Genomic DNA, 19,237 nt, shown 5'->3' with positions numbered 1-19,237 from the left:
ACCAATCATTAACAAAAAGTCCGTTTGATTGTGAATTGTTGACCCACTCTGCGTTGACTAACCGAGTGTTTTAAACGCCTTGATTCGCTGCAGATGAGGAGAAAGATCCTTAAACTTGTGTGTCTGTTTATCATCCCAGACAATTTCATAATAAGGATGCAAATCACCGGCTGTCCGTTGGCTATCGAGCATTTCATCATGACGTGAGAGTACAACCAAACAGCGATCGCGATTTTTCTCACGAAAATCAGTAATACACTTACTGGCGATATCGACATACTCTTCGGGGCGATCAATTTTACCGCTCATATTGTCCTGCGGATAAAGGTTTGGATTGAAAGCCACCTGACGGATCCCACACAGGAAACCAATACGTTCAGCCCAAAAACCACCTAAACCCACACCGCAAATCAGCGACTTAGCATCGCCACCCTGCTGGATGGCTTTATCAACTTCTTTCAGTAAATGCTGCATGTCATGGCGCGGATGCAATGTGCTGTAACTGATAAAACGCACATCCGGGTCGATAAATTGCAGTTGCAGGACTTTCTCATGATTACCCGGGCTGTTGGAATCAAAACCATGTAAATAGACGATCATATTTATCCTCGCTACGACATTTGTTTATGCGCATCCCAACGCTCACTGAGTGCTGTTAATGCCTTATTCGCCTGCTGCCAACGCGATGATGCCATCAACACTTGGCGGCTGAACTGCCCAGAATGATACAAGCGCGCCACTTGGTCTGCTTTGACCGGAGACAGGTTATCTAGCACACTTACCGCGCCCTTGCGGTTATTACACACCAGAATCATATCGCAGCCCGCATCCAAAGAGGCTTGCCCACGCTCGGCATAACTGCCCATGATTGCAGCACCTTCCATCGATAAATCATCGGAGAAAATGATGCCATCGAATCCTAACTCTTGACGCAGTATGTTTTGCAGCCAGTAGGATGAACCACTGGCAGGCCGCGCATCTGCTTCAGTATAAATCACATGCGCCGGCATAATGGCATCAAGTAATCCTCGTGCAATCAGTTCGCGAAATATAACCATATCATGAGTACGGATTTCTGCCAGTGGTCGATTATCACGTGGCGTTTCTTTATGTGAGTCTGCCGTCACTGCACCATGACCTGGGAAGTGTTTGCCTGTGGTTTTCATGCCAGCACTGTGCATCCCTCGGATAAAACACTCAGCCATATTCAGCGCCTGCTGCGGGTCACTGTGAAATGAACGCTCACCGATGGCTGCACTGACATGACCAATATCCAATACCGGGGCAAAACTAATGTCGATATCCATAGATATCATTTCAGCCGCCATCAACCACCCCGCCTCTTGCGCCAATTGAGCCGCCGTCGCTGCATCATTAATAGTTGCAAACGACTGAGCCGCGGGTAGGCGAGTAAAACCCTCACGAAAACGTTGGACTCTGCCACCTTCCTGATCAACGGCCACCACCAGACGCTCATGAGATGCCGCCCTAATTTGGCGAACTAACTCACGTAGCTGTTCGGCATCATGAAAATTACGGCTAAATAAAATCAAACCGCCCACCAGCGGGTGTTTTAAAATTTCGCGTTCTTCAGCATCCAGCTCGTAGCTGGCAACGTCTAACATCACTGGACCCACGGCAACTCCATAAATTTTATTTTTAACATCAGAAAGACAGATTAAATCGCTGACGCAGCGGCGCAGCCCATTGTAAAAATTCACTGTTCCCAGTCTGCTGCCAGCGCACTTCAAACCACATCAGCATCAGATAATCAATCCATGACATCCAGCGCAGTATCTGGCGCGATAGGCGCTCAATGTCATGATAACCCTGCTCACAGCGGCAATAGTGCTGTAAAAAAGTTTGCTGCTGTTGCACTGACCAACCATTCCCACAAAACAACGCGGCAATATCAAGTGCAATATCACCATCCGCGGCATATTCCCAATCAATTAATTTCAGCCCCGTTGGGGTGTCTAAGAGATTCCCGGGATGAATGTCCATATGCAGAGGTGCGAGTTTCACCGGTTGTGGTAATGGACTGCGGATAAAATGATGGTGAAGGCGCAGCCATTCCGGCGAACGACGCCGCGAATCAATCAGGCAACCATAACGCATGAGCTGGGTGCGCAAATCCAGACGATAGCCACTAGCGGGCAAATGGTGCAAGCGAGCCAGTAATAGCGACAACTGACCATTATCTGATAATTCAATGAATTGCTCTTGAGTGACAACGTCACCTTCAAGCCAATTGACCACCAACCACCGTGGGTTGGCTGCAATAACTGTTGGTGATACATGGCAATTGGCCACATGTCGCAGCAACTTACGCTCTTGTCTCCGGTTCACACCCAACTGCGTTTTCTGCACTGACTGTTCGCGCGCCAGCCAGTCAATATTCGGGGCGGTATTTGACCGGTGAGAAATACGCCAACTCTCGCCGGTCAGGCCAGACACCGGACTAATTTGACAATCGGCGATTTTCACCGCCGGATGAATGCTTTCTATCAACGCATACAGCGAGGGATCAACGCTTGACTGGGCCATTACCTGACCAGATGATTTCGCCAGTTTGCACTTGCATCAATTGCATTTCGATAGTCGGTGATTTCACATCACCACTCACATCGCTGTACAGCACATATTGAGCGCTGACATAACGAGCCAGACCAATCGCTTTGCTACGCGAACCTAGGCTATCTTCTTCCGATAATCCCAATGTTTGTTTGGCAACTGCCAACTGCTGTGGCGAGATCAAGACAAACTTTTTATTGGATGTCAGCACTTGGTGCAATGCCGAGGTGGCCTTTGCCGTTTGTAGCGCACCATTGGTGTTATTTTTGACGCTATCAAGCAGCAATATGCTGCCATTGGCCACATCATTGCTATTAACCATTTGGGCAACTAAAGGCTCGACACTGGCAGTCCAGTCAATCGACTGCTGCATCTTGGGTGGCTGTGGCACAGTGTCTACAGGGGGGGGTGTCTCAATGACGGGCGGAGTCACCGGTTCGATAGTGACAGGTGGCGTTGTTGGCTCAACAGGGGGGCGCGTGATACACCCCGTCAGCACTAAGGCTGCCAGAGCCACAGATAAATACCTTTTCATTGTTTCACTCCAACGGCACGATTATATCCCCTTCTTCCTGACATTGCAGGGCGTTCACTTACTGGCTATCTGCAACGCCAATTCTTCGGGTATAAAAATCTAGCGGTTATAAAAATAGATGTAGGCGCGCACTCTGCGCATTAAAATTATTATTAACTGATTGAATATTAACATCATTATCTGGTGCAATAACAATCGAGCGCGGCGCTTCCAGCGGCGGAACATCCAAGCCCTGCGCATCATACCAATAAAAGCGGTAGTTTATTTTTATCGGCTTATTCTGACTGTTGGTAAGAACCGAACGTGCAACATTATCACCTGAGGATGTTGAGACTGCTGGCTGTGAGGCCAAAATGCCCGCAGTCAGTACCGACGAATCCATTACTACAGTTTGCTGTTTATTCACCGCAATCCCTTTCGGGCTGCTACACCCCAGCAACGTTGCTATGCTCACGCACGCAATCACCGGTAATAAAAACGCCTTTGTGCGGCGCATAGGCTTACCTCAGTTAAATGTCGTTATTCATGAGACAACAAAGGGCCTAGCTCACGACCACCAACCAAATGCATATGGATATGGTAGACCACCTGCCCAGCATGGCGATTGCAGTTGATAATGAGGCGATAGCCATCTTCAGCAATACCTTCTTGCTCTGCAAGTTTAGCAGCCACGGTGATCATTCGGCCTAGTGTTGCCTCGTGTTCTACCGTGACATCATTCACAGTTGGAATAAGAATGTTGGGAATGATTAAGATATGGGTGGGTGCCTGCGGGGCGATATCACGAAACGCGGTGACCAGCTCATCTTGGTAAACCACGTCGGCAGGAATTTCACGGCGGATAATTTTGCTGAAAATCGTTTCTTCGGCCATAACGCATTTCCTTGATCATGATAAAAATAGGGAATGCGTAGTATGAGCGACAATTTCTATTGATTTCAACCTCAATCATCAGCCACGGGCATAAGCCGCTGCTTTTTCAAACAAAGCCTGATCCGGACGAATACCGGTATACAACACAAATTGCTCAACTGCCTGAATAGCAAAGACTTCAGCACCAGTAATTACCGTTTTATTTTGTGCTTTGGCATCGCTTATTAATGGCGTAATGGCGGGCAGTGCCACAACATCAAAAATAACCTCCGCTTGATTGACTTCGCTCTGGGTAAAAGCCATGTTGTCGGCATCTTTGCCACCAGCCATGCCCACAGGGGTAGCGTTAATAAGCATATCGGCCTGCACACCTTGCATATCAGGCTGATAGATGTAGCCAGATTGTTCAGCAAGTTGCTTACCGGTCTTTTCATTGGTCGCGATAATAAATCCCTGTTTAAAACCGGCATTTTTCAGCGCAAAAGCCACCGCCTTCGCCATTCCACCACTGCCGCGCAAAGCAAAAACTTTGTTGGGTGATACCTGATAGGTCTGGAGCAGTTTCGCAATAGCGATATAGTCGGTGTTGTACGCTTTCAGATATCCATCCGTATTAACCAAGGTATTAACTGAATTAATTGCTGCGGCTGATGGATCCATCTCATCCACCATCGGGATAACCGCCTCTTTGAATGGCATTGAGATGGCACAACCACGAAATCCTAGCGCCCTCACCCCACCAATTGCCGCTGTCAGATCTGTCGTGGTAAAGGCTTTATACAGATAGTCGAGATCCAGGGCATCGTACAAAAAATTGTGGAAACGAGTGCCAAAATTACTGGGTCTAGCAGCCAAAGAAATACACACCTTGGTGTCTTTGTTTAAATATCGGGTCATCATCTCACCTTAAATAATTAAGCTTGCTGTGATAAAAATTATCGGCTAAAAAGATGATATTAAAAACTGCTGACTTTTCGTCAATTGAGTTCCTCTTTTATGACCAGCCGACGCCTTGAACAACAATATTTACGATTATTGAACCTGGTCGGTGTACAGCCGGTTGAGATTACATTGCAAGAACTCGCCGATAAACTCAGTTGTTCCAAGCGCCACATGCGGACATTATTAGTTCAAATGCAGCAAGCTGGCTGGTTAATCTGGCAGGCGGAAGCTGGTCGTGGCCGTCGGTCACATCTGCAACTATTGCGGAACACTCATCAATTATTGATCGAAAAAGCGGAACAGTTGCTTGATGCGGGTGATTTTAATGGCGCTATTGCACTACTCGGAAAAGATAAACAGCTTATCACTCCGTTGCTGCGAACTAAGCTGGGATATCGGGTGCGGGATGACTATCAAGCATTACGTATCCCTTACTATCGAACCATGCCAAACCTTTGTCCCGGCACGCCACTGCGTCGCTCCGAACGGCATTTAGTACGGCAGATTTTTAATGGACTGACGCGAATAGACGAGGAAACCGGTGAGGTAACGACAGATTTAGCTCATCGTTGGCGTAGATTAGCCCCTCTGCACTGGCGCTTTTATTTACGCCCTGCGGTGCAGTTCCACGATGGACGAGAGCTTTCCAGCCGTGATGTCGTCAGCTCATTAACCCGCTGCGCCAAGCTGCCTCTGTTTTCACATATCCGCCAAGTTAGTCAACATGGGTTGCTGGGGGTGGTTATTGAGCTTAATCAGCCAGATTCTCAGCTTCCCTTATTGCTGGCCCATCATAGCGCACTGATTTTGCCTGAAGACTCTGTTTCACAACCAGATTTTGCCAAGCACCCTGTAGGAACCGGCCCCTATCGGGTCGCCGAAAACGATGACTGGCATTTGCAGATGAAATCTTTTGACCACTATTTTGGTTTTCGTGGTCTGTTAGACGAAGTTGAAGTCCTTATCTTTCCTGATCTAGCCCGTCAGCCAAGTACCTCCCCACAGGCATTATCAGAGCAACTGAGCATAGCGAATATCCAAAGTGCGACTTGGCTGAGTTCCAGTATCAGTGATATTGATTATGTCTCTGGTTTTGCTGCTGGCCTGACCGGTAAACCATCCGATGCAACGCAAGAAATGTTTCTGGAGCGAGGCGGATACTTTTTACTGTGTGATAGCCGCTCGCCACACTGGCGTAGCATTAAGCAGCGCTGCTGGTTACGAGAAACCCTCAATCCCTATAATCTCATTCAACGTTTAATTGACCCTATTCGTCCTTTCTGGGTCCCTGCGAGTAGTGTGTTACCCACATGGTTTCACGGCATTGATTCCGGGGATAAATGCTCTCCTTTCACTACTCCTCCCGTTACTCCCGATGAAATGCCGGTACTGACGCTGGCTTATCATGCACAACACCCAGAATATGCCATGTTAGTGACGGAAATGACGCACATTCTGGCGACACAAGGCATCCGTCTGGAAGCATCCGAGCTTGATTACACCACTTGGGCCAGCGGTGATGCGAATGTTGATTTGTGGTTGGGGACAGTCAATTTTGCTATTCCCGAAGAGTGGAATGTCGCGGCTTGGTTATTGGGTTCCCCATTACTGCGCCAATCCATCACTGGTGGTGATGAAGATCGTTTACAAGCCTACCTCAATGATTGGCGCAACCAATCCCTCAACGTCGAACAATTGATCAGAGATGTCATTGCCACTGGCTGGTTGCAGCCATTATTCCACCACTGGATGCGCCTCAAAGCCCCCGAGCAAGCCCAAGGTGCTCACTTGAATAACCTCGGTTGGTTTGATTTCCAAACCACTTGGCTAGAGCCAGAATAACAATGACTGATATTAACAAGGTAGAATCAATTAAGAGCAAATATTAATATTGCAGAAGATAGCGAGTGGTTTTATATAAATATTTAATTTAAGTTCCATTTAAAAATATCATTTAAACTAACGCGTAAAATTAACTTTATGATTTAACAACGACCTTTAGCAACAGCCGTTAACCAGGGCGAAAGCTCGTTATTATTTCTTGACGGCGATCATGGTTGAATGGTATTTACTCTTCAAGGGAAGTAAGAGTATTGGTTATTAAATTACAACATTAAACATACATAATTAAAATAAATTCATAGCTTAAAATAAATAATAACAAGAAATACTTTCCTTAATGGACTAAACCAAGAAATGATTTCTTGGCATAAGTAATCAATGGAGGAGTACACTATGTCTCGTTTAAAAAAAGAAATCACTGAAACTAAAACTGCAATTGGCACCAATAAAGCTAAAAAAAATCAACCTCAACATCTCGCTGATGATCTCCTTGATCAGATCGCTGGTGGCTGGGTAAATGCGTTCTTAAACTGGTCTAGAAGCTTTTAGATTTAAATGCTAAACGACGGGGCTACCAATTGGTGGCCCCTATTTAACTTGCTTTACAGTCCAGAATTTCAATTTCTGGAAGGAGTGTAGAGGTATGGGTCATTTACTAACAAAAAAAAGGATTAAACATTTTGAAATAATCTTAAAAATAAGTGAGCGCTGTAATATAAATTGTGATTATTGCTATGTATTTAACAAAGGAAATTCAGATGCTGATAACAATCCAGCTAGAATTTCCAATAAAAACATTGGTCATCTAGCCAATTTTTTACAACGAGCCTGTTTGGAGTATGAGATTGATACTTTACAAATTGATTTTCATGGTGGAGAACCACTACTAATGAAAAAAGAACACTTCGCCAATATGTGTATTCAATTAATTTCAGGTAACTATTGTGGCTCAAATATCAGGCTCGCATTGCAAACCAACGGCATACTTATTGACGATGAATGGATATCGTTATTCGAAAAGTATTCAGTGAATGTCAGTCTCTCAATTGACGGCCCTAAACATATTAATGATCGTCATCGCCTAGACACCAAAGGGCGTAGCACTTATGAAGGCACTGTTCGTGGCCTCCGTCTGCTTCAAAGTGCTTATCAACAAGGTAGGCTCCCCTCCGCCCCTGGAATTTTGTGTGTCGCTAATGCTCAGGCAAACGACGCTGAAATCTATCGACACTTCGTTGACGATTTGGGTGTTTACGGTTTTGATTTTCTAATACCTGATGACTCTTACAACGATGTGAATATTGATCCTATCGGAATTGGTCGATTTCTCAATGAGGCGTTGGATGAGTGGGTGAAGGACAATAATCCCAAGATATTTGTTCGCCACTTCCAAACGCACTTTGCCAGCCTACTCGGTGTAAAAAATATTGGTATTTTAGGGCAGTCATCAAATATCACTGGGGTATATGCCTTTACTGTCAGCTCAGATGGCTCTATACGTGTGGATGATACCTTACGATCAACATCAGACCGAATATTCAATACTATTGGCCATATTTCTGAAATCAATCTGTCTGATGTATTAAATAGTCCACAAGCCCAAGAATATTCTTCCATTGGACAATGCCTGCCAAACGAATGTAAAGGTTGTATTTGGGAAAACATCTGTACCGGTGGGCGTTTAGTCAATCGATTTTCATCTGAAGAGCGCTTTAAGCACAAGTCCGTTTATTGTTATTCCATAAGAAGTTTTCTAAGCCGCGCATCTGCCCATCTACTGAATATGGGCATCAAGGAAGAACGTATTATGACATCAATTTGCCAATAACTGGATACATGGTGAAGGAGCGCCTTCAAATTGATTAATAGACACCCTATTTTCAGACCGGAAGCTATAGAACATAGTTTTCATCATTGGCTAGGTAGCCCGCAAGTCATTACCCCTGTTGGCGCGTCTATTTGGGTCATGCTCGCACTGGCGCTTATTATCGGCCTCATTGCATTTTTGGTCGTAGGTGATTACACGCAAAGAGTCACTCTGACCGGTACCGTTATTCACCACCCTGCCGTGGCGCGAATAACCCCCTCTCATGATGGAGTTATTGTCAGCAGCTTCGCTGCGGAGGGGAAAATGGTTCGTGCAGGGGAGGTGATTTTTATCGTGAACATGGAAACGCAAACAGCGAATGGCGGCACAAAACATCAAATAACTTCATCATTAAAATCTCAGAAAGCCACCATTGAGCGAGAAATAAAACTCAAATCAGCGGCAGCAGATACCGAGAAAAGCTTTCTTGCCCAGAACCTAAAAAATAAAGAAGTTGAACTGCAAAAAATGAATGGTTTGCTTACTCAATCAGCACAACAAACATCATGGTTACTGAAAAAAGCAGAGCACTTCAAGAGATTAGTTCACAAAGGGATAGCCCTTGAAACAGAACATATGAGCCGCCGCTCCGAGTATTACAATGCCTCAATTCAGCTTGCTGCCTTCCAACGAGAAAAGGTGAAACTACAGGGGGAAATTATCAGCATCAAAGCTAGGCTAGCAGTAATTCGCAACGAGGTTGAGTCCTCACTAGAGATGTTACTCCGGCAGACTGCACGGTTGGACCAAGATTTAGTATCGGTTGAAGAGCGACGAGAATTGCATGTAACATCGCCTATTACTGGCACATTAACCGGTATTACAGGATTAACCGGCCACACTGTTCAGGCAACCCAAGAATTGGCAAGTGTTGTACCAGCATCGGGGCACGCCGAAGTGGAGATTTTTGCCACTGCCGAAGCTATCGGTGAATTACGTGAGGGCCAGTCAGTAAGATTGCGCTTCGACGCCTACCCCTACCAATGGTTTGGGCAATATAGCGGCACAGTAAAGTCAATTTCGGCTACCTCAATCGAGCAAAACTTAGATGTAAATAGAGGGTAGGCTCGTCAGTTGCCACTGCGGTATTTCCAAGTGCGAGTGAGTCCTAAAAATAACGGGGTACTTCTGGCAGGGAAAACCTATCCTCTACGTCCAGGAATCGGTGTTGAAACTGATATCTTCATCAGGAAACGACCACTCTACCAATGGTTACTTTTTCCCCTCAAAAATAGTCATATCACCACTCAAAGTAAGCCGAGAGATGCCGCATGAAAAGTTACTTTTCTCCTCTCCGACAACGCTTGCCACTAGTGATGCAAACCGAGGCAACAGAGTGCGGGCTGGCCTGTATGGCGATGATTGCAAGCTATTATGGTCTTAACATGGATCTCCATGCCCTGCGTAAACACTTTCAAGTGTCGCTGAAAGGGATGAGTTTGCGGAATCTTATCGTGCTTGCCGATCGCTTATCCTTAGGTTCGCGTCCCGTGCAGGCTGATATGGACAGCGCTCATCAGCTAAGAACCCCCTGTATCCTGCATTGGTCATTTAACCACTTTGTGGTACTGAAAAAATTTTCTCGCCACGGAGCCATCATCCTAGACCCAGCCAAAGGTGAACGCCGAATTTCTTTTACTGAGTTATCCCAGCATTTTACCGGTATCGCACTTGAAGTTTGGCCTAATCAGAATTTTCAGCGCCGGACTGAAAAAAAAACCATTCGGCTGCTGGATATGTTCAAAAATGTATCAGGGTTGCCACGGGCTTTAACCCAAGTATTAACCCTTTCGCTATGCATCGAACTTCTTGCTATGGTCGTACCGATGGCAGCTCAATTCACTATCGATATGGTGTTAAAGTCTGGCGATATTGATTTGGTATCACTGATAACTTGGGGAATTATTGCTTTATTGCTCTTTAGAGCCTTGTTCAGCCTAGTTCGAGCTTGGGCGGTTATCTCTGTTAAATACACATTGGGCATCCAATGGAACTCTGGACTTTTTAGTCATTTGATCCGATTACCTGTGTCCTATTTCGAAAAGCGCCATATTGGTGATGTCAGTTCACGCTTTAACTCGCTGTCAGTTGTGCAAGATGCTTTTACCGCGGAAATGGTGGCATCGCTGCTGGATATTGTGGTGATCATTGGGCTGTTCTTTCTGATGTGGGCCTATAATGGCCAGCTCGTAGTCATTGTTGTATTGATATCCGTTCTCTATGCTGCCATCAAATTCTTTCTTTTTGGTGCCTATCGTTCTGCCAATCTGGAAGCTATTGCTCACGAAGCTAAACAACAGTCGCATTTCCTCGAAACCATTCGCGGAATCGCGTGCGTCAAAATCTTTGATCTAGTTGAACGTCGGCGATCTGATTGGCTCAATTTAGTTATCGATGAAGCTAATGCCAAAGCCTACCTTTTTAAAATAGATCTGGCGACACAGACTATAGGTCTTTTGTTAATCGGCTTGTCCTCGGCGATAACATTATGGTTAGGAGCTAAACTGATCGGTGAAGGCACGGCGACTACAGGCATGCTGTTTGCTTTCTTGATTTATTCGGATATGTACATCACTCGAGCCATACGAGTCATTGATTCTATTATCAAACTACGTTTGATTGATATGCACAGTGAGCGTCTCTCCGACGTCGCGCTTGCCCTTCCAGAGCTTGAAATAGGTGAGAAAAATGTGGCTACGCCCAATACCATTGCTGGCGACATTGAAGTTAAGGGCCTGAGTTATCGCTATGGCGACGGTGAACCCGCCGTATTTGAAAATGTGTTTCTGTCTATCAAGGCCGGGGAAAGCATTGCCATAATCGGGCCATCGGGTTGCGGTAAATCAACCCTCCTTAAAATAATGGGGGGTTTAGCGCCTCAGGAAAGTGGCTCTATTTTATTAGATGGCGTAGATGTACAACGATTGGGTTTAGGCGTCTACCGTAAAAGCATTGCCTATGTATTACAAGAGGATAGGCTCTTTGCCGGATCCTTGCTTGATAACATCAGTTCATTTGATATTCATCCTGAAAATGAATGGGTATTTGAATGTGCTCGCATGGCATCAATTCATTCTGAGATTGAAGCCATGCCAATGAAGTATGAAACGATGGTCGGCGACATGGGGAACACTCTATCCGGTGGGCAGCGCCAACGTATCTCTCTGGCTCGAGCTTTATATAAACGCCCACGAATATTATTTCTTGACGAAGCAACCAGTGACTTGGATATCGACAACGAAACTCGAATTAATGATTCGATACGTGCGTTGAACATAACCCGGGTTTTTATCGCCCACCGCCCAACAATGATTGCCATGGCGGATAGGGTATTTGATCTCAGCAAAAATGTTGAAATGGAAAAGGATAATCCTCATGCTTTTTTTATCCAATAAATATATCAGAACGATGATAATTAGCCTCTTATTCTCCGTATTTTCACTGGCGGCTCCCGCAGCTCACACTGCCGACTCGGTCATGCATATGCCTTTTGAATGGGATGACACTTCAGTACCAGTGGTCAATGTTGAAATCAACGGCATGCGACAAACTTTTATGATCGATACTGGCGCCACCATTGCCCTACATTTATTCAAGGATGTCATGGCGCAACTTCCCGGCTTAATACCAGAACCCGGTAAACAGCGCACGACTGACTTGACAGGGAAAATATTTTTAAACGATAAATTCCATATTCCACAACTTTCGATTAATGGCATGACATTTAAGGATGTGAAAGGAATATCATTGGCTACCCCTCGAGGAATGCCTCTCACATCAGATAGCATCATTCCTCATACCATGATGATTGGGTTGGATTTATTCAAGGAAAAGGCGGTGCTTATTGATTACAAAAATCAGCGGCTGTCGGTTGCTGATACTACCCAAGCGTTAGGCATTAATATGGCTGATGGATGGATCTCACTGCCGTTACGAATGACGCAAGAAGGGATTGCAATCAACGTGTTGAAGAATTTAAAAGAATACAACATGGTGGTTGATACTGGCGCAACCGTCTCTGTATTTTGGAAAGAAAGAATTAAAAACCCGTTTGTTAGCATATCCTGCCAAGAAGTCATGACGGGGATGAAACATGAAGGATGTGTCGCATCAGATTTCCAACTTAATGAAATGGGCACCAAGGAAATTAATTTTAAAGCAGTTCTGTTAGACGGAACATTTAATCAGATGGATACAGATGGGCTAATCGGGAAAAACTTTCTTGATAAATTTGCCTTACTAATCGATTTTCCCGCACAAAAAATATTCATCAAGAAATTTAAGAACTCGTAGAGAAATATAGCGTTCTTAAGAATTATTGAAATTTTCTGAGCACAAAAAAAGGGAGGCTTTCGCCTCCCTTTTGCACTCCCCTGACCTGAATTAATGGTTACGGATGTACTCGTCCATATCTGTTTTCAGGTTATCAGATTTAGTCCCGAAGATGGCTTGAACGCCTGAGCCTGCAACCACAACACCCGCAGCACCCAATTTCTTCAGACCCGCTTGGTCAACCTTGGAAACATCCGCCACGCTGACGCGCAGACGAGTGATACAAGCATCCAGGTTAGTGATGTTTTCTTTACCGCCGAACGCTTCGACCAGTGCAGCTGACATTTCGGTGCTGCCCTGTACAGTTTGTTCAGTCGCGTTGTCTTCACGGCCTGGTGTTTTCAGATCCAGTTTAGCAATCAGCACACGGAAGATGGTGTAGTACACCAGACCGTAGCAGATACCCACCAGAGGGAACAGCCAAATACGGCTGCTATTACCGCTCAGGACGACGAAGTCAATCAAGCCGTGGGAGAAGCTGGTACCGTCACGCATCCCAAGCAGGATACAGATTGGGAATGCCAGACCAGCCAGAATTGCATGGATAACATACAAGATTGGCGCCACGAACATGAAGGAGAATTCGATTGGCTCGGTAATACCGGTTAAGAATGAGGTCAGTGCTGCGGAGATCATGATCCCGCCCACTTTTGCCCGGTTTTCCGGTTTAGCGGAGTGCCAAATTGCAATCGCAGCTGCAGGTAAGCCGTACATTTTGAACAGGAAGCCGCCAGACAATTTACCCGCAGTTGGGTCACCCGCCATATAGCGTGGAATATCGCCGTGGAATACCTGACCTGCCGCATTGGTGTATTCACCAATTTGCATTTGGAATGGTACGTTCCAGATATGGTGCAGACCGAATGGAACTAGCGCACGTTCAACAACGCCGTAAATACCAAAGGCAACGACTGAGTTCTGATAAGCAGCCCACTGAGAGAATGTCTGGATCGCAGTACCGATAGGCGGCCATACGAATGACAGAATCACGCCCACAAAGATCGCGGTAAAACCAGAGATAATCGGAACGAAGCGTTTACCCGCAAAGAAGCCCAAATATTCAGGTAGCTGAATACGGTAGAAGCGGTTAAACATATAAGCGGCTATTGCACCTGCAATAATCCCACCCAGTACCCCGGTATCCGCTAAATGCTTGGCAGCAATTTCTTCTGCTGGCAAATGCAAGACCAGCGGTGCGACAACAGCCATGGTTTTCACCATGATGCCATAAGCAACAACTGCCGCTAACGCGGACACACCGTCGTTATTGGTAAAGCCAAGTGCAACGCCAATAGCAAAGATTAATGCCATGTTAGCAAAAACGGAACCGCCCGCTTCTGCCATTACGTGAGAGACTACCGATGGTAGCCAGCTAAAATTCGCGGAACCGACACCCAGCAGAATACCTGCGATGGGTAAAACGGATACCGGTAGCATTAGCGATTTACCTACCTTTTGTAGGTTTGCAAATGCGTTCTTAAACATAGTTGAGTGAGCTCCTGAGTAATAGTGCTTTTTTCTGCTTTTTCTCGCGTTTATTGGCGTTACAAAGGGGGGAGTAAGCCTTTGCGAATAAGGGTGTCTAAAGCACCCTTTTAATTTTTACGAAGAGTAAAATAAATAGCCTGCTTAATGTTTGATGGCAGTCACGTTTCTTTCAAGAAAGCGCCTAATTTGGTTCAAATCGCGCATTTTTTGTAAAAAAACGTCAACAAGACCTGCCCTCACCCAATAAATCGGGTGAGAACATTACTCGTTTCGGCGATTAATTACGAGCTTAAAAAAAAGTATTATTAAGGAAGTTGGGGCAAATCACTGGAGAGGTTCGATGATTCCAGATGAAACAACCGGCAGAAGTTATCTGTGGTGGCCTGAGCCAATGATGCCAAACTCACGCCTTTCAGTACCGCCATATACTCTGCAACATCACGGACATAGGCTGGCTGATTCTCTTTACCACGATGAGGGACGGGAGCCAGATAAGGTGAATCCGTTTCAACAAGTAATCTGTCCAGCGGCACATAACGGGCAACATCGCGCAATTGTTCGGCATTGCGAAATGTGAGGATCCCTGAGAAAGAGATATAGAAACCTAAGTCTAACAAAGTGGCTGCAGTCGCTTTATCTTCTGTAAAGCAATGTAAAACGCCACCGCAGTCTTGCGCCTGCTCTTCGCGCAAAATGGCCAATGTGTCTTCACGAGCATCGCGGGTGTGCACAATCACTGGCTTATTTAATTTACGACCAATACGTATGTGCTCGCGAAAAGAGGCTTGTTGTAGCGGGATATTGTCTTTCTGATAGAAGTAATCCAGCCCAGTCTCGCCCATTGCAACCACATTATCTGCTGCCGCCAAATGTTCAAGTTGCTGAAAATCATAGCCACCATCAAGGTTCAGCGGGTGAACACCACAGGAAAATGCGACATTCTTCCGCTCTCCGATGAGGGATGTCATGGCCGAAAAGCCCGGCAATGTCGTGGCTACCGCCAGCACAAAACCGACACCTCGCGCATTCGCTTTGGCCAATACATCATCAACACTGCTGTGCAGCGTTTGGTAATCAAGGCTATCAAGATGACAGTGAGAATCGACTAACAACATAATAATCCAAGTTTTCTAGATATCTAATGAGGATGAGGAGGAATAAGCGCCTGTCGTCAGGGCCGTTTCCCAATTGAGCAGTAGCTCGGTGAGTAATAATTCACGATTAACACCGACCACAGATAATAATTGATGGCGGCAATGACTCAGCGCTTTTGCTGATTGAAGCAATACCGGTGTGGTCGCCATTTGCGCCAACTGTTGCACCAGCGGCAATTGATCCTGATTGACGGCAAACTCCCCTGCACCTTGTTGCCACTTCAAAGCATCCAACACCAACGAGGAGAGCCATTGTAAACGTTCTGGCGCGTCATCATGATTAAGTGGTAGTAACAACGACAGTAAATCCGTACTGTGCAGTGCGTTGCTCAGTACGCTGCACAGAGAAGTTCTGATAGCCCAGTTATCCGGTTGCAACAAACGTTCTGCCGCCAACGGCGCACCTTCACTCAATTTTAGAGCGGCGAGCATTGAGACCGGTTCAGCCTGAATCTGTCGATTAAGCCATTGCAGACTCAACACGGTATCAGGGCAAGCCAAGTGCCAGTAAAAGCAACGGCTGCGCAAGGTAGCTAATAAACTGGCGGGCTGATGACAATCCAGCAGGAAATAGGTTTTCTCTGGTGGTTCTTCTAACGTTTTCAGCAAAGCATTCGCTGCTGCATCGGTCAGCAATTCAGCATGAGGGAGCCAGACGACTTTTGCGCCGCCTTGCTGGGCATGAGAATAAAGTTTTTCAATTTGCTGGCGTACCAGTTCAACGCCGATGCTACTTTTGCCTTTTTCGGGTGCCAGCACATGCCAGTCAGGATGATTACCCGCCAACATCAACCGGCAACTGTGGCATTCACCGCAGCTTTTCTCGCCCTGACGTTGTTGACACATCAACCAGCGGCTAATGCCATAAATCAACGCCTCTTCACCATTTCCGGGCAAAGAATGTAGCAATAATGCATGATGACCACGCTCGGCAATCTGCTGCCCTACCCATTGACGATAAGGCGCGGTCAGCCATGGATACCATTTCATTATGCCGTTTCCAGATGTGCCAACCATTGCTTAAGTGCCTGGCTGATAGCGTCACTAACCTGCTCCAGAGGTTGGGAGGCATCAATAGTTTTGATGCTGGAGTCTGCGGCAGCTAATTCAAGATAGCGTGCACGAGTACGCTCAAAAAAAGCCAATGACTCTTGTTCAATACGATCTAACTCACCACGGGCACGGGCACGCGCTAGGCCAACAACCGGTGGTAGATCCAAATACAGAGTCAAATCGGGGCGAAACTCACCCAATACTGTGTCACGTAATGAGGCCATGAGTTGACTATCAATCCCTCGACCTCCCCCCTGATAAGCCTGTGATGATAAATCATGGCGGTCACCGACCACCCAACACCCTTGAGCCAGTGCCGGTTTAATCACATTTTCAACCAATTGTACGCGGGCTGCATACAACATCAGTACTTCAGCTTTATCCGTCAGGACTTCACCATCAATGCCTTGCTTAATTAAATCACGTAGCTTTTCCGCCAGTGGCGTCCCCCCCGGCTCGCGGGTAAAGACAATATCGTTAATCCCTTGGGCACGTAATGTGGCAACCACTGTATCTCTGGCGGTGGTTTTCCCTGCCCCTTCAAGCCCTTCAATAACGATAAATTTACTGTTCATTTTTATCCTTTAGCGATTGGCGATAAACCCGTACCGCTTGGTTATGACTGGCTAAATTAGTGGTAAAGGTATGACCGCCCTTGCCGTCGGCTACAAAGTACAGATAAGGCGTTTTGGCCGGATGCGCAGCCGCAGTTAACGATGCCAGCCCCGGCATAGCAATCGGCGTCGGCGGTAAGCCGGAAATAGTGTAAGTATTATAAGGCGTCGGGGTATCTAAGTCTTTACGACTAATGTTGCCATTATACTTGTCACCCATACCATAAATTACCGTCGGATCGGTCTGCAGGCGCATCCCAATGCGCAAGCGGTTGATAAAGACCGAGGCGACTTTGGTTCTTTCTTCATTTACCGCTGTTTCTTTTTCAATGATTGACGCCATGGTAACCAGCTCGCTGGGGGTCTTGTACGGCAACGACTTGTCTCGCCCTTGCCAAATTTCATCAACCGTTTTTTCCATTTTTGCATGGGCGCGTTTGAGCAATGCCAAATCGGTGGTGCCAGCAGTGTATGAGTAAGTATCAGGGTAGAGCCACCCTTCAGGGTGTTCAGTGTCGTTCAATCCCAGCAAGACTGCGATTTCAGCATCACTTTTACCGTCTAACACATGCTTTATATATTTTGATTGCTGTAATTCATCCAGCCAATCGCGTAGCCGCTTGCCTTCAACAAAGCGTACTGTAAATTGTGCTTCCTTACCGCTGGCGAGCAGTTCTAGCATACCGCGCACGGTCATACCGGGGGTAAAGCGGTAAGTTCCGGCTTTAAACTGAGCCAGCTCAGGCTCCAGGCGCAGAAGCCACGGGAACCAGCGAGTGCTTTTAATCAGATGGTCGCGTTGCAGTAAATTCTCCAATCCAACCCGCCCCGTTCCCGCTGGCAGTTTAAAAAGGGTTTCTTGCTGAATAGCCAACGGCTGGTCCGCGAACTCTTGTACTCTCTGGTAACCCAATAGCAGCAACCCTAAACAGATAACAACAAACAGGATTAACGCTCTGGTGCTTTTTATTTTCATCGGGCGGCCATCTTCACATTAAAGGTCGTCATAAACACTGTCATTCATACATCACAGCAATGTTGATTGAGAAAATCAAACAACTGCCGCGAGTGATAAACCCACTCATTGGCACGGCTCACCGGCAGTAGCGGCATCAGTGCGTTACACACAATGACCTCATCGACATCAGCCAGCACACTCACCGGTTGCGCCACAATTGCGACGTGCCTGCCCCGCGCAGCCAAACACGCTATAATGTTTTGGCGCATAATGCCATCAACACCTGATTGGCTCAGGTCCGGAGTAAAAATCTTATCACCTTTACGCCAGAATAAATTAGCCGCACAGCATTCCACCAGCATGCCTTCAGTGTCAAGCACCAGCGCCTCATCCGCATCTGTCTGTTCAAGATGCGCACGAATCAAGACTTGTTCTAGTCGATTCAGATGCTTAACACCTGCCAGCAATTGACTTCGCGCCAAGCATATCGGGCTCAGTGCCAGCGAGATCCCGCGCTCACGCCAACTATCATATTGAACCGGATAGTCGCTGAGAGACATAATTCGTGTCGGGTGTTGGCATGCGGTACCACTGTAACCACGCCCTCCAGTTCCCCGGCTGATAATCACCTTCAGCACACCATCTTCAGTATGACTTGCCGCTTCAACCATTTCCTTGGTCAGGGCACTCCAATTTACAGTGGGCATGAATAGCCGCTTAGTGGCCTGCTGTAAGCGCGATATGTGTTTATCAAGCCAGACAACACGACCATCAGAGACTCTTGCGGTGGTAAAGCAGCCATCACCAAACTGAACAGAGCGGTCTGAAGCTGAAATCAAACTTTGTTCAATGCCATTAATCCAGAACATTCAGATTCTCTTTAAATGGAATGGGTACAGTATCAGATTTAAGCCAATAGCTATTTTAAGACAATTTTTATGGCGGGATGTTATGAATAATGCGTAGCGCACTTAATAAAAGACCCGGAGAACCGGGTCTTTTTAG

The 19,237-nt window shown here is 46.4% G+C and carries 19 protein-coding genes; 6 read left to right on the top strand and 13 right to left on the bottom strand.

Annotated features, from left to right (window positions below; all coding sequences use genetic code 11):
* Positions 1-57: 57 nt before the first annotated feature.
* The 7 genes from ycfP to ACIOG0_RS09025 all read right to left on the bottom strand — a co-directional run bounded on the left by ycfP (position 58) and on the right by ACIOG0_RS09025 (position 4,879).
* Positions 58-600, bottom strand: a complete 543-nt coding sequence (gene ycfP, locus ACIOG0_RS09055; RefSeq protein WP_050097271.1) for an alpha/beta hydrolase YcfP — start codon at positions 598-600, stop codon at positions 58-60.
* A gap of 11 nt (positions 601-611) precedes the next feature.
* On the bottom strand, positions 612-1,637 hold the full coding sequence (nagZ, locus tag ACIOG0_RS09050) for a beta-N-acetylhexosaminidase (RefSeq protein ID WP_128450846.1): 1,026 nt from the start codon (positions 1,635-1,637) through the stop codon (positions 612-614).
* A gap of 28 nt (positions 1,638-1,665) precedes the next feature.
* On the bottom strand, positions 1,666-2,547 hold the full coding sequence (gene thiK, locus ACIOG0_RS09045; protein ID WP_050097269.1) for a thiamine kinase: 882 nt from the start codon (positions 2,545-2,547) through the stop codon (positions 1,666-1,668).
* Complete coding sequence (gene lpoB / locus ACIOG0_RS09040) at positions 2,528-3,109, bottom strand: penicillin-binding protein activator LpoB (RefSeq protein ID WP_050097268.1); 582 nt, start codon at positions 3,107-3,109, stop codon at positions 2,528-2,530. Before lpoB ends, thiK begins: the two co-directional genes overlap by 20 nt.
* A 106-nt stretch (positions 3,110-3,215) precedes the next feature.
* The gene (locus ACIOG0_RS09035; RefSeq protein WP_128450847.1) at positions 3,216-3,605 is read right to left on the bottom strand and encodes a YcfL family protein; all 390 of its coding nucleotides are present in this window, start codon (positions 3,603-3,605) and stop codon (positions 3,216-3,218) included.
* A 23-nt stretch (positions 3,606-3,628) separates the two neighbouring features.
* Entirely contained in the window at positions 3,629-3,982 is a 354-nt protein-coding gene (hinT, locus tag ACIOG0_RS09030; RefSeq protein ID WP_050097266.1) for a purine nucleoside phosphoramidase, read from the bottom strand.
* A 78-nt stretch (positions 3,983-4,060) separates the two neighbouring features.
* Positions 4,061-4,879 carry a shikimate 5-dehydrogenase gene (locus ACIOG0_RS09025; protein ID WP_128450848.1) on the bottom strand — a complete coding sequence of 273 codons (819 nt, stop codon included), beginning with the start codon at positions 4,877-4,879 and terminating at the stop codon, positions 4,061-4,063.
* 99 nt (positions 4,880-4,978) lie between these two features.
* On the opposite strand from ACIOG0_RS09025, the gene ACIOG0_RS09020 reads away from it, so the two are divergent.
* The 6 genes from ACIOG0_RS09020 to ACIOG0_RS08995 all read left to right on the top strand — a co-directional run bounded on the left by ACIOG0_RS09020 (position 4,979) and on the right by ACIOG0_RS08995 (position 12,926).
* Complete coding sequence (locus ACIOG0_RS09020; RefSeq protein WP_128450849.1) at positions 4,979-6,766, top strand: SgrR family transcriptional regulator; 1,788 nt, start codon at positions 4,979-4,981, stop codon at positions 6,764-6,766.
* 393 nt (positions 6,767-7,159) lie between these two features.
* Positions 7,160-7,315 carry a XyeA family cyclophane-containing RiPP triceptide gene (gene xyeA / locus ACIOG0_RS09015; RefSeq protein WP_074006888.1) on the top strand — a complete coding sequence of 52 codons (156 nt, stop codon included), beginning with the start codon at positions 7,160-7,162 and terminating at the stop codon, positions 7,313-7,315.
* Between the two features lie 94 nt (positions 7,316-7,409).
* On the top strand, positions 7,410-8,594 hold the full coding sequence (xyeB, locus tag ACIOG0_RS09010) for a cyclophane-forming radical SAM/SPASM peptide maturase XyeB (protein WP_128450850.1): 1,185 nt from the start codon (positions 7,410-7,412) through the stop codon (positions 8,592-8,594).
* 138 nt (positions 8,595-8,732) lie between these two features.
* A complete protein-coding gene (locus ACIOG0_RS09005; protein ID WP_235895313.1) occupies positions 8,733-9,698 on the top strand; it encodes an HlyD family secretion protein in 966 nt (321 codons plus the stop codon).
* A gap of 206 nt (positions 9,699-9,904) precedes the next feature.
* A complete protein-coding gene (locus tag ACIOG0_RS09000) occupies positions 9,905-12,028 on the top strand; it encodes a peptidase domain-containing ABC transporter (protein ID WP_128450851.1) in 2,124 nt (707 codons plus the stop codon).
* Positions 12,009-12,926, top strand: a complete 918-nt coding sequence (locus ACIOG0_RS08995) for an aspartyl protease family protein (RefSeq protein ID WP_050097257.1) — start codon at positions 12,009-12,011, stop codon at positions 12,924-12,926. Before ACIOG0_RS09000 ends, ACIOG0_RS08995 begins: the two co-directional genes overlap by 20 nt.
* Before the next feature lie 90 nt (positions 12,927-13,016).
* On the opposite strand, the gene ptsG is transcribed toward ACIOG0_RS08995, so the two are convergent.
* The 6 genes from ptsG to pabC all read right to left on the bottom strand — a co-directional run bounded on the left by ptsG (position 13,017) and on the right by pabC (position 19,101).
* Complete coding sequence (gene ptsG, locus ACIOG0_RS08990) at positions 13,017-14,450, bottom strand: PTS glucose transporter subunit IIBC (RefSeq protein WP_050295343.1); 1,434 nt, start codon at positions 14,448-14,450, stop codon at positions 13,017-13,019.
* Positions 14,451-14,758: 308 nt separating this feature from the next.
* Positions 14,759-15,568, bottom strand: coding sequence for a metal-dependent hydrolase (locus ACIOG0_RS08985; protein WP_050097215.1), 810 nt, complete (start codon positions 15,566-15,568; stop codon positions 14,759-14,761).
* A gap of 15 nt (positions 15,569-15,583) precedes the next feature.
* Positions 15,584-16,597, bottom strand: coding sequence for a DNA polymerase III subunit delta' (gene holB, locus ACIOG0_RS08980; protein ID WP_128450852.1), 1,014 nt, complete (start codon positions 16,595-16,597; stop codon positions 15,584-15,586).
* Positions 16,597-17,235: a dTMP kinase gene (gene tmk / locus ACIOG0_RS08975; RefSeq protein WP_050097213.1), complete on the bottom strand. Its 639-nt coding sequence runs from the start codon at positions 17,233-17,235 to the stop codon at positions 16,597-16,599. The genes holB and tmk overlap by 1 nt, the downstream gene beginning before the upstream one ends.
* Positions 17,225-18,250, bottom strand: a complete 1,026-nt coding sequence (gene mltG / locus ACIOG0_RS08970) for an endolytic transglycosylase MltG (RefSeq protein ID WP_050097212.1) — start codon at positions 18,248-18,250, stop codon at positions 17,225-17,227. The genes tmk and mltG overlap by 11 nt, the downstream gene beginning before the upstream one ends.
* A gap of 44 nt (positions 18,251-18,294) precedes the next feature.
* Positions 18,295-19,101 carry an aminodeoxychorismate lyase gene (gene pabC / locus ACIOG0_RS08965; RefSeq protein ID WP_050097211.1) on the bottom strand — a complete coding sequence of 269 codons (807 nt, stop codon included), beginning with the start codon at positions 19,099-19,101 and terminating at the stop codon, positions 18,295-18,297.
* Positions 19,102-19,237 lie beyond the last annotated feature (136 nt).

This window comes from Yersinia vastinensis (genome assembly GCF_044905075.1).
Classification (GTDB): Bacteria; Pseudomonadota; Gammaproteobacteria; order Enterobacterales; family Enterobacteriaceae; genus Yersinia; species Yersinia vastinensis.
The sequence above is the reverse complement of the archived record's forward strand: the minus strand, read 5'-3'. Positions and strand labels throughout refer to the sequence as shown.

What these genes read in the sequence shown, in the direction of transcription:
- ycfP (WP_050097271.1), bottom strand. Translation starts at nt 600, where the DNA reads ATGATCGTCTATTTACATGGTTTTGATTCCAACAGCCCGGGTAATCAT.
- thiK (WP_050097269.1), bottom strand. Translation starts at nt 2,547, where the DNA reads ATGGCCCAGTCAAGCGTTGATCCCTCGCTGTATGCGTTGATAGAAAGC.
- lpoB (WP_050097268.1), bottom strand. Translation starts at nt 3,109, where the DNA reads ATGAAAAGGTATTTATCTGTGGCTCTGGCAGCCTTAGTGCTGACGGGG.
- ACIOG0_RS09035 (WP_128450847.1), bottom strand. Translation starts at nt 3,605, where the DNA reads ATGCGCCGCACAAAGGCGTTTTTATTACCGGTGATTGCGTGCGTGAGC.
- hinT (WP_050097266.1), bottom strand. Translation starts at nt 3,982, where the DNA reads ATGGCCGAAGAAACGATTTTCAGCAAAATTATCCGCCGTGAAATTCCT.
- ACIOG0_RS09025 (WP_128450848.1), bottom strand. Translation starts at nt 4,879, where the DNA reads ATGACCCGATATTTAAACAAAGACACCAAGGTGTGTATTTCTTTGGCT.
- ACIOG0_RS09020 (WP_128450849.1), top strand. Translation starts at nt 4,979, where the DNA reads ATGACCAGCCGACGCCTTGAACAACAATATTTACGATTATTGAACCTG.
- xyeA (WP_074006888.1), top strand. Translation starts at nt 7,160, where the DNA reads ATGTCTCGTTTAAAAAAAGAAATCACTGAAACTAAAACTGCAATTGGC.
- xyeB (WP_128450850.1), top strand. Translation starts at nt 7,410, where the DNA reads ATGGGTCATTTACTAACAAAAAAAAGGATTAAACATTTTGAAATAATC.
- ACIOG0_RS09005 (WP_235895313.1), top strand. Translation starts at nt 8,733, where the DNA reads ATGCTCGCACTGGCGCTTATTATCGGCCTCATTGCATTTTTGGTCGTA.
- ACIOG0_RS09000 (WP_128450851.1), top strand. Translation starts at nt 9,905, where the DNA reads ATGAAAAGTTACTTTTCTCCTCTCCGACAACGCTTGCCACTAGTGATG.
- ACIOG0_RS08995 (WP_050097257.1), top strand. Translation starts at nt 12,009, where the DNA reads ATGCTTTTTTTATCCAATAAATATATCAGAACGATGATAATTAGCCTC.
- ptsG (WP_050295343.1), bottom strand. Translation starts at nt 14,450, where the DNA reads ATGTTTAAGAACGCATTTGCAAACCTACAAAAGGTAGGTAAATCGCTA.
- ACIOG0_RS08985 (WP_050097215.1), bottom strand. Translation starts at nt 15,568, where the DNA reads ATGTTGTTAGTCGATTCTCACTGTCATCTTGATAGCCTTGATTACCAA.
- holB (WP_128450852.1), bottom strand. Translation starts at nt 16,597, where the DNA reads ATGAAATGGTATCCATGGCTGACCGCGCCTTATCGTCAATGGGTAGGG.
- tmk (WP_050097213.1), bottom strand. Translation starts at nt 17,235, where the DNA reads ATGAACAGTAAATTTATCGTTATTGAAGGGCTTGAAGGGGCAGGGAAA.
- mltG (WP_050097212.1), bottom strand. Translation starts at nt 18,250, where the DNA reads ATGAAAATAAAAAGCACCAGAGCGTTAATCCTGTTTGTTGTTATCTGT.
- pabC (WP_050097211.1), bottom strand. Translation starts at nt 19,101, where the DNA reads ATGTTCTGGATTAATGGCATTGAACAAAGTTTGATTTCAGCTTCAGAC.